The sequence below is a fragment of the Mycobacterium sp. SMC-13 genome (genome assembly GCF_045311035.1).
Lineage (GTDB): Bacteria > Actinomycetota > Actinomycetes > Mycobacteriales > Mycobacteriaceae > Mycobacterium.
Genome location: NZ_JBJIAI010000058.1, coordinates 1 through 8,216, shown reverse-complemented (window position 1 = coordinate 8,216; position 8,216 = coordinate 1). Strand labels below are relative to the sequence as shown.

At 67.5% G+C, this 8,216-nt stretch carries 9 protein-coding genes and 3 pseudogenes; 8 read left to right on the top strand and 4 right to left on the bottom strand.

The annotated features are described in order from the left end of the window. A partial coding sequence (locus ACJH6I_RS31305; protein ID WP_406785174.1) for a hypothetical protein occupies positions 1 to 282 on the top strand: 282 nt, incomplete at its 5' end. Here ACJH6I_RS31305 and ACJH6I_RS31300 read toward each other — a convergent pair. From ACJH6I_RS31300 to ACJH6I_RS31290, 3 genes and pseudogenes are all read right to left on the bottom strand, one after another. Beyond that, a pseudogene (locus ACJH6I_RS31300) lies at positions 275 to 508 on the bottom strand (vitamin K epoxide reductase family protein); the annotation flags it as partial. The gene ACJH6I_RS31305 and the pseudogene ACJH6I_RS31300 sit on opposite strands and share 8 nt — an antisense overlap. Next, positions 505 to 1,293, bottom strand: a complete 789-nt coding sequence (locus ACJH6I_RS31295) for a thioredoxin domain-containing protein (RefSeq protein ID WP_047041144.1) — start codon at positions 1,291 to 1,293, stop codon at positions 505 to 507. The pseudogene ACJH6I_RS31300 and the gene ACJH6I_RS31295, both read right to left, overlap by 4 nt. A gap of 35 nt (positions 1,294 to 1,328) precedes the next feature. Beyond that, on the bottom strand, positions 1,329 to 2,429 hold the full coding sequence (locus tag ACJH6I_RS31290) for an alpha/beta hydrolase (protein ID WP_047041146.1): 1,101 nt from the start codon (positions 2,427 to 2,429) through the stop codon (positions 1,329 to 1,331). A gap of 32 nt (positions 2,430 to 2,461) precedes the next feature. Between ACJH6I_RS31290 and ACJH6I_RS31285 the strand changes: the two genes are divergently transcribed. The 5 genes and pseudogenes from ACJH6I_RS31285 to ACJH6I_RS31265 all read left to right on the top strand — a co-directional run bounded on the left by ACJH6I_RS31285 (position 2,462) and on the right by ACJH6I_RS31265 (position 6,286). Beyond that, positions 2,462 to 2,944 (top strand): DUF6932 family protein, encoded by a 483-nt coding sequence (locus ACJH6I_RS31285; RefSeq protein WP_293022015.1) that lies wholly within the window; start codon positions 2,462 to 2,464, stop codon positions 2,942 to 2,944. Further along, positions 2,931 to 3,917 (top strand): hypothetical protein, encoded by a 987-nt coding sequence (locus tag ACJH6I_RS31280; protein ID WP_233211414.1) that lies wholly within the window; start codon positions 2,931 to 2,933, stop codon positions 3,915 to 3,917. Before ACJH6I_RS31285 ends, ACJH6I_RS31280 begins: the two co-directional genes overlap by 14 nt. 198 nt (positions 3,918 to 4,115) lie before the next feature. Next, positions 4,116 to 4,758: pseudogene (locus ACJH6I_RS31275) on the top strand (transposase); the annotation flags it as partial. 155 nt (positions 4,759 to 4,913) lie between these two features. After that, positions 4,914 to 5,966 (top strand): site-specific integrase, encoded by a 1,053-nt coding sequence (locus tag ACJH6I_RS31270; protein ID WP_095785370.1) that lies wholly within the window; start codon positions 4,914 to 4,916, stop codon positions 5,964 to 5,966. 2 nt (positions 5,967 to 5,968) lie between these two features. Continuing rightward, entirely contained in the window at positions 5,969 to 6,286 is a 318-nt protein-coding gene (locus ACJH6I_RS31265; protein WP_095785371.1) for a helix-turn-helix transcriptional regulator, read from the top strand. A 338-nt stretch (positions 6,287 to 6,624) separates the two neighbouring features. Here ACJH6I_RS31265 and ACJH6I_RS31260 read toward each other — a convergent pair whose 3' ends face one another. After that, on the bottom strand, positions 6,625 to 7,263 hold the full coding sequence (locus ACJH6I_RS31260; RefSeq protein WP_233211413.1) for a hypothetical protein: 639 nt from the start codon (positions 7,261 to 7,263) through the stop codon (positions 6,625 to 6,627). Between the two features lie 104 nt (positions 7,264 to 7,367). Here ACJH6I_RS31260 and ACJH6I_RS31255 point away from each other — a divergent pair, with 104 nt between their 5' ends. Both ACJH6I_RS31255 and ACJH6I_RS31250 read left to right on the top strand, forming a co-directional pair. Then, entirely contained in the window at positions 7,368 to 7,892 is a 525-nt protein-coding gene (locus ACJH6I_RS31255; protein WP_233211412.1) for a hypothetical protein, read from the top strand. Positions 7,893 to 7,941: 49 nt separating this feature from the next. Continuing rightward, positions 7,942 to 8,140: pseudogene (locus tag ACJH6I_RS31250) on the top strand (transposase); the annotation flags it as partial. Between the last annotated feature and the right edge of the window lie 76 nt (positions 8,141 to 8,216).

Here is an 8,216-nt window from a genome sequence, read left to right as displayed (position 1 = left end):
AAACCGGTTCTCCTGGACCAGCTTTTGACCGGAGGATCGAGCGCATCGCTACAACCGACCTACACGGTCACCGACGCGGCCAAGACCGCTATCATGGCCCAGGTCAAGACCATCACCGACGCGTGCACCAACTCCCACGCCGCGGCACCGCCGAAGCCATGTGACACAGTGGCTTTCGGAGTGGTGGACGGCACGGTCAACTGGGGCCCAGCTGACCTGAGCCGAATCAAAATCGACAACATCGACAACTACTCATCCGCAGGCTTGGCGGTGAGGGGGTGACCATCACCGAACCGCAGGACAGCACCGGGTTGAGGCTGCACGTCGGCACGTAGGCCGGGTTCTTGAGCAGCTCGACCTTCTCGATGGTCAGCGCCAGCGCCGACGAGAGGCCCACCACGCCGGCGATCAGGACCCACAGCGCGCTCAGCCTCCCGACGTGCACCCCACCGTGCTCGGGGCTGTCCGGCTCGGCCGGGGACACCTCCCCTGGCGCGCTCACGCTCATGGAGCGGGAGCGGGAGCGGGCGCCGGGGTCGTCGGATCCGGATTCGGCGGCGGCGCACCGGCGTCGAGCACGGGCAGGTCACCGACGATGCTCCTGATCTCGTCGATCAGCGCGTCGGGGGTCGTCGGCTTGTAGTCCTTGCCGTTGATGCGGATGGTCGGGGTGGCCTTGACCTCGGTCGCCTTGGCCATGCCCTTGACCATGTCGTCGTAGCGGCCCTTCTCGATGCAGTTCGGGACGTCGCCGACGACGCCGGCCTGGCGCGCCACCTCGGTCAGCCGGGCCTCGTCCGGGAACGGGCCGACGCCCTCGGGCGGCTGCTGGGCGTACAGCGCGGCGTGGAAGCGGCGGAACGCCTCGGTGTCGGCTTCGGCCACGCAGTAGGCGGCGTTCGCGGCGCGGGTCGAGTACCCCTGGCCGGCCCGGTCCAGGATCGAGACCATGTAGTAGTCGGCCGCCACGGCGCCGCTGTCGATCAGCCGGTTGATCGTCGGGCCGAAGGCCTTCTCGAAGTTGCCGCACGCCGGGCACAGGAAGTCCTCGTAGAGCGACAGCACGGCCTTGGGCTCGCCGTCGTCACCGGTGATGACGTCGCTGGACGCCACCCGGATCGGCTTGGCCTCACCCTCGCCGGGCTTGTCCTCCTTGGTCATGACGATGTAGAGCACCAGCGCGACGGCGAAGATCACGACGATCGCGGTCAACCCGATCTGTACGGCCAGATTGCGTTTCTTGTCGGCCGCCTTCAGGTCGTACTTCGGGGTCTTCTTCGGTTTCGAGGCCACGGGGACAAGCGTACCGGCGGCGTTTTCGCGGCCCGTCAGACGCCGCGCAGACGGGTGCGCAGCGCGCTGATCATGTCGGCGACCGCGGCCGCGCAACCGCCCCCGATCGGGAACATGTTGGCGAAGCCGTGGATCAGCGCACCGGCCTGCCGCAGGTCGACGGCCACCCCGGCGGCGCGCAGTGCCTCGGCGTAGGCCACGCCCTCGTCGCGCAGTGGGTCGAAGCCGCCGGTCAGCACCAGTGCAGGCGCGAGCCCGGACAGGTCGTCGGCCAGCAGCGGTGACACGACCGGATCGGTGATCTGCACCGACGCACCGGTGACGTACTTGTCGGCGAACCACTCGATGTCGGCCTTCGTCAGGAAGTAGCCGGAGGCGAACAGGGTCTGCGACCGGGTCTCGCCGCTGGGGTTGGTCCACGGGTAGATGAGCAGTTGCAGCGCCGGTTGCGGCACTCCTTCGGCGCGGGCGCGCTGGGCGACGACGGCGGCGATGTTGCCGCCGGCGCTGTCCCCGCCGACCGCGACGCGGTCCGGGTCGGCACCGAGTTCGGCGGCGTGCTCGCGCGCCCAGCGGTAGGCGGCGAACCCGTCGTCGGCGGCGGCGGGCGCCTTGTGCTCGGGGGCCAGCCGGTAGTCGACCGACAGCACGTGCACCCCGGCGTCGCGGCAGATCAGCCGGCACAGGTCGTCGTGGCTGTCGAGGTCGCCGATCACGAAGCCGCCGCCGTGGAAGAACACCAGCAGCGGGGCGGCCGTGTCGGCGGTGGATGTGGGCGGAACGTAGTGGCGGGCCGGGATCTCACCGTCCCCGCCGGTCACGGTGAGATCTCTCACCGCGGCCACCGGGATCGCCTGCCGGAACCCGCCGGACAGGTCGCGCAGCTGCGCCCGCGCCGCCGCCACGTTGTTGGTGCCACCGTCGATCCCGACCAGCTTCTGCCCGGCGAGCATCAGCTGCACCGTGGTGTCGAGGGTGTTGCCGTCCACCGTCACCGTGCGGCCCGCCAGCAGCAGGCGTTTCACCGGGTCGGGGATGCGCGGCAACGCGCGCAGGGTGACACCCGCCATCGCGGTGACGAGCGCCTCCTTGCGTCCCGGGCTGTACGCGCCGTCAGCTGGCAGACTCGCAGTCATGGCATCTCCCTTGATCACGCTGAATGACGGTAATGCGATACCAGCGATTCGTCAACGGACGCGGCGAGCACCGGCAGCACCTATGGCGGGACTGGGAGTCGGCGACGAGCCTGCTGGGTCGCCACGTGCACGTCAACGCCTGCTGGCTCTACGGACGGTTCCTCTCCGAGGTGCCCGAACCCGAGGTCGTGTCGTGTGTGTATTGGGCCGAGGACCTGGAGTTGTCCAAAGCCCACCTCGACCCGGCCAGCGCCAACATCCTGCGGGCGTTCGCGCAGCGCGGTACGCTGCGTCGCGTTGTCGGAGTACGGGTGGATACTTCTGTCGTCGCCTGGCACTGCCAACCCGACAACGAGATCGAGGACCGCTACCTGCCCCAATACTTGGAGCGACGAGGCCGGGTCGATGATTACCTGCAGCGAATGCGTTCTGGCCCAATGGGTTCACCAGCCGCACGCGAGGACGCGCTGCCGCGCTGCGGATATGTGGAGGTGATCGTCGATGACTACCAGTGAGGATGACATCGACCGGATGGAAACGGCGATCCTGGCGGCGATGACCGACGACGACACGCCAGCCTGGAGTACTCCCGATGACTTATCCCGCATCAGCGTCGAGGCCCTAATAGCCGACGATAGCCTCGGGCGAACACTGCCTTCGCGTGGCAACATCCGCCTCAGCGGCGACGGCGTAACCGGGGCCTCGGCACGGGTCTCCGAGGTCGCCCGCGTGATGGCCGGATTTCAACGCCTGGCCACCGCGGTCGGGGCTGCCCAACAGGGCGACAAGGCGCTAGGACGCCAACCCAACGCCGATGTACGCCGCCGCACCGACCTCCTGCTCAGAGCATCACCCGGGCCCGGATCGATCATCCTGACCGTCACCCCGGCGACCTCACCGATCACCGAAACCGGCCACGCCGGCGGCAAAGTCGGCATGTTCGCCGAACTGGAAACCGACGATCAGTTGCTCGACACCGCAATCGGTGCGGCCATCGATGTGTTCAGCGCCGGCAACGACATCGGGCCCAGCCCCGCGCAATCGCGGTTCGTCCAACAGCTCGCCGAGATGGGGCCGCGTACCGCCTCGGCCCTACGCGACCTGTCCAAAACACTGGACCGCGCCGGATTCGACATCGAAATCGACTGGCAGCAACCATCCCACGCCACCCGCCGCGTCACCGTATCCTCAACGGCCGCCGCCTACATCGCCGCCACCGTCGAAAACGCCAACCTCGACGAACAACCCGTGCACATCATCGGCGAATACCTCACCGTCAGCGCCGTCTCCTCCTGGCTCATCCAGCAAGACGACGGGGACACCGTTACGGTCAAACTTGGCCGCATCGGCAAGGACGAAGCACATGGCCTGGCCGTCGGCGACCGCGTTCGCATCGAGGCGCTCATGAAAGTCGAAACCACCCCCGGCGGCGCCGTCAAAACCACCTACACCGCCCAAGCCGTACGCAGCCTCGACGACCAACACTGAACTACTAACCCCAAGGTCGAAAGTAACACTACGGCAACCCGTTACACCGTTAACTTGACAGAACCTCGGGGCGCGGGACTTTCAGAATTTCGGTGTAAGTGGTCCGACACGCCGGGCGTGAGCTTGGCGGGAAGGGTCCATGATGACCGAAACCATTGGGCTGTGACAGCAGCAGCCGATACCAACGATGATGTGTTGATGGCCAGCTCTCCGACACCGGAGGAGTTGGCGACCGCCCGGGAACTGGTGCGCGCTGCCCAGGCCCGCGGGGTCTCGTTCGCCGACACCGCCGATGGGGTGCTCAAGGCGTTGACCAAGACCGTGGTGGAGACCGCGCTCGAAGAAGAGCTCTCTGATCACCTGGGCTATGACAAGCACGATCCGGTCGGACGCAACGGGGGCAACTCCCGCAACGGCACCCGCACGAAAACCGTGCTCACCGATACCGTGGGTGAAATCGAAATCCAGGTGCCCCGTGATCGCGCCGGCAGCTTCGATCCGCAGATCGTGCGCAAGCATCAGCGGCGGTTGACTCGTGTCGATGAGATTGTGTTGTCGTTGTATGCCAAGGGATTAACCACCGGGGAAATCGCTGCTCACTTCGACGAGCTCTATGAGGCCAAGATCTCCGGACACGATCAGTCGGATCACCGACAAGATCATCGCCGACATGGCCGATTGGGTGTCACGCCCGTTGGAGCCGATCTATGCCGCGGTCTTCATCGATGCCTTGAGTGTGAAGGTCCGCGACGGGCAGGTGGCCAATCGGCCGTTCTATGCCGCGATAGGGGTGGATCTGGCCGGGCACAAGGATGTGCTGGGGTTGTGGGCCGGCGACGGCGCCGGGGAATCATATGGAACGAGCACATGTTCGTTTCCCCGGATTCGTGCTGCTGCCTGAGGGTTTCCGGTCTATTCGCGTGTCGCTGATCTCCAAGGTGTAGGCCAGCGAGTTAAGGTGCCGCCTAGAAACTTCCGGTGCGAGGAAGGTGTGCGGTGGGCGACCGGCGGCTGCGGGTGATCACGGGCGAGGTCGCGCCGGTCGTTGAGACCCGGGATCCGCGGCGGTTCCAGGCCGAATGCGTGGAGGCGTTCGTGGCGTCGTGGACCGCGCGGGGGTTCGCCGAATCGACGATCGCCAACGACGTCGGGGTGCTGGAGCGGATGCTGGCGGCGCTGGGACGACCGGCATGGGAGGTGAGCGCCGAGGACGTCGACCGGGTGGTGGGCGAGCTGGCCAGCTTGGGTCGCGCGGTATCGACGCGGCGGAACTACCTGCAGGTGTTCAAGGGCTTTCACCGGTTCCTTGAGGTCCGCAAGGCGGCCGAGATCGAGGCGGCGTTCGGGGTGCGGCTGGCGTGTCCGCTCGACGAGTTCAACGCCGCTCGCCACGTCAGCGATGACTCGCCGACCGCGCAGGTGCCGCCGACGCCGGAGCGGGTGGCTGCGTTCTTCGAGTTCCTCAAGGGTCGGATCGCGACCGCCCGCAAGTACGCGCCGGCCGCGCGGGACTACGCGCTGTTCCGCACGTTGTATCACGCCGGGTTGAGGTCGGAAGAGGTCGTGATGCTCGACGGCTCCGATATGCACTTGGGGCGCGGCCCGTTTGGCAAGCTGCACGTGCGGTTCGGCAAGGGCGCCAAGGGATCCGGGCCCCGACCGCGCTGGGTGCCGATGCTGGACGGGCTGGATCTGGTGGTGCGCTGGTATCTCGCCGACGTGCGCGGCCGGTTCCCAGATAGTCCGGTGCTGCTGTGTGATGAGTCCGGCGGCCGGATGGCTGCGGCCACGATCCGCAACCGGTTGCGGCATTTGATGGGCGTGGAAGGACGGCCTGAATCCGAGTGGTTCAGCCCGCATGGGATGCGCCGGGCCTGCGCGACTCACAACTATGAGCGGGGCGTGGATCTTGTTGCCATCCAACAGCTTTTAGGTCATTGGACGGTCGCTTCGACCATGCGGTACGTGCGTCCGTCGGAAACGTTCATCGAAGACGCCTACCAGCGTGCGATCTCGGCGACGCTGAGTGAGTTGACCGGAGGGGAGTGAGCATGCAGATCAGGTGGAAACTGCGGATGGCGGCCGCCCAGCGGGAGGTGTGGACCGGCGCGCAGCTGCAACGGCTGCTCGCGGCGAAGGCCGGATTGGAGCTGTCCTCGGCGTCGGTGTCGGCGTTGTTCACCAAACAGCCCAGCCAGATCAAGCTGTCCACCCTGATCGCGTTGTGCACCGCCCTGGAATGCACGCCCGATGACCTGTTCGACGTCGATACCGCCCCTGTCGCACAACCGATTTCGCTGAAGCAGGCGACGGTCGCGGTCAACGACGCGCACGGGTCGCGGCGGGGCCGGTCGATGCCGCCGATCTGAGGATGACCCGACGGATCCGGGACTGTCGGCGGTGCGGGCGAGCGGTCGGCAAACCCGACCGCGACCTGTGCGCACGGTGCCACTGGGCGCGCACACACGCGCCGGTCAAGCATCGCTGCCCGCGGTGCGGTATCGACCGGGTCCTGCAGGCCGACGCCGGCCGCTGCGTGCGCTGCTCCCGCACCTGCCGGCTCTGCGGTGCGCCGGTGCTGTTCGTCGACCGCGACCTCTGCAAGGAATGTGTCCGACGACAACGTTTGGACGCCAACCGGGTCGAGTGCCCGCGGTGCGGGCAACGCAGGATCCTGCGATCGGCGACTGGTTGGTGCGGGCCGTGTTCACGCCCGGGCCGGCCCCCGAATCCGGACGCGGCCTGCGTCGACTGCGGGCAGGTCACCCGGCTCGCCGGTGCCGGGCGGTGCCGGTCCTGCTGGGCGCGCTCGCCGCACCGGATCACGGTCTGTGCCGCCAATCTCGCTGCAACACTGGATGATCCACCCGACTGGCTCGGCGACTTCGCCGCCTACCTGGTCGGCCGCCACCATCCCAGCCGGGCCTGCGCCATGCTCACCCGACTCGGCAAGCACCTGGTCGACGATCATCCAGCGCACGCGCAGGCGCTGCTGGAGGTCGTCGCCGCCGACGTGCCGCTGGCGCGGGCTCTGGAAGACTTCCTCACCGCGAACAAGCTGGCGCTGCCGCCCGATCGCGACGAACGCCGCGCCGCCGCCCGACGCCGGTCCCGCATCGCCGCGGTGCCCGAACCGCTGCGCGACGCGGTGGCCGGATTCGCCGAGCACCTCGTCAGGAGTCGTGACCGTGCCCGCCGCGCCGGCACCCACCCCCGCGGGCATGCCACGCTCGAGGCCCGGCTCACCGCGATGCGTGACTTCACGCAGTTCCTGACCGCCCGCCGCCGCAAAACCGACTGGGCCACTGTCGATGTCGGCGATATCGAGGCGTTCCTGCACGCTCATCCCGGCCGACGCGCCTCCTACCTGGCCGGGCTACGCCAGTTCTGTCGCTACGCCCGGCGACGCCGGCTCATCCTTATCGACCCCACCGCAGCAGTGAAAGCACCGTGGCATTCCACGGCCCAACCCTGCCCGCCGACCGCCAGCGCGAGCTGTTCCGGCGATGGAGCACCGACCCCGACGTGCACCCGCACGAGGCGCTCGTCGGACTGGCCGCCCTGCTGCACGGCACCACCACCCAGGAACTGAAGCACCTCACCGACGACGACATCGACCACGAGTCACGCCGCATCCGGCTCGGGCGGCGCCCACAACCGACACCGCTGGACCCGTGGACCTGGACCGCACTGCAACGCTGCCTTGACCATCGTAAGAAACTGGGCAGCAACAACTCCCACGTGCTGATCACGATGCAGACCAAGGCCACCCGTGCAGCGGCCTCCGACAGCTACGTCAAGAACACCCTGCGCGCCGTCGGCATCCAACCGCGCATCCTGCGCTCCACTCGCCTGGTCGACCTCGTCGGCACCGTCGACCCCAAACTTGTCGCCGACATCTACGGCATGACCAACGAGGGCGTCATCGCCTACCTCGCCGACCACGTCGACACCGCCCGGCTGCCGAACCCGTGACAAATTCAGGCGCCACCTCGCACAGGTTCGCGCGAACCCGTGCGCTTTGGCGAAGATTTGGTTCGCGGTGTTGACCGACCTGCGCGACCGGGGCATCACCGTGTCCGTGACACACCGACGTGTTCTTCCTGGTCTGCGACGGGCTCAAGGGCCTACCCGACGTGGTGGGTGAGGTGTGGCCGGCCACTATTGTGCAGGCCTGCACGGTGCACCTGTTGCGCAACAGCTTTCGCTACGCGTCGAAGAAGGGGGTCGGGGAGCAGATTGACGAAATCCGGCGCTAAGGGGCAATCGCCGAGCGACCTTGCGCTGTAGGTGATTTCA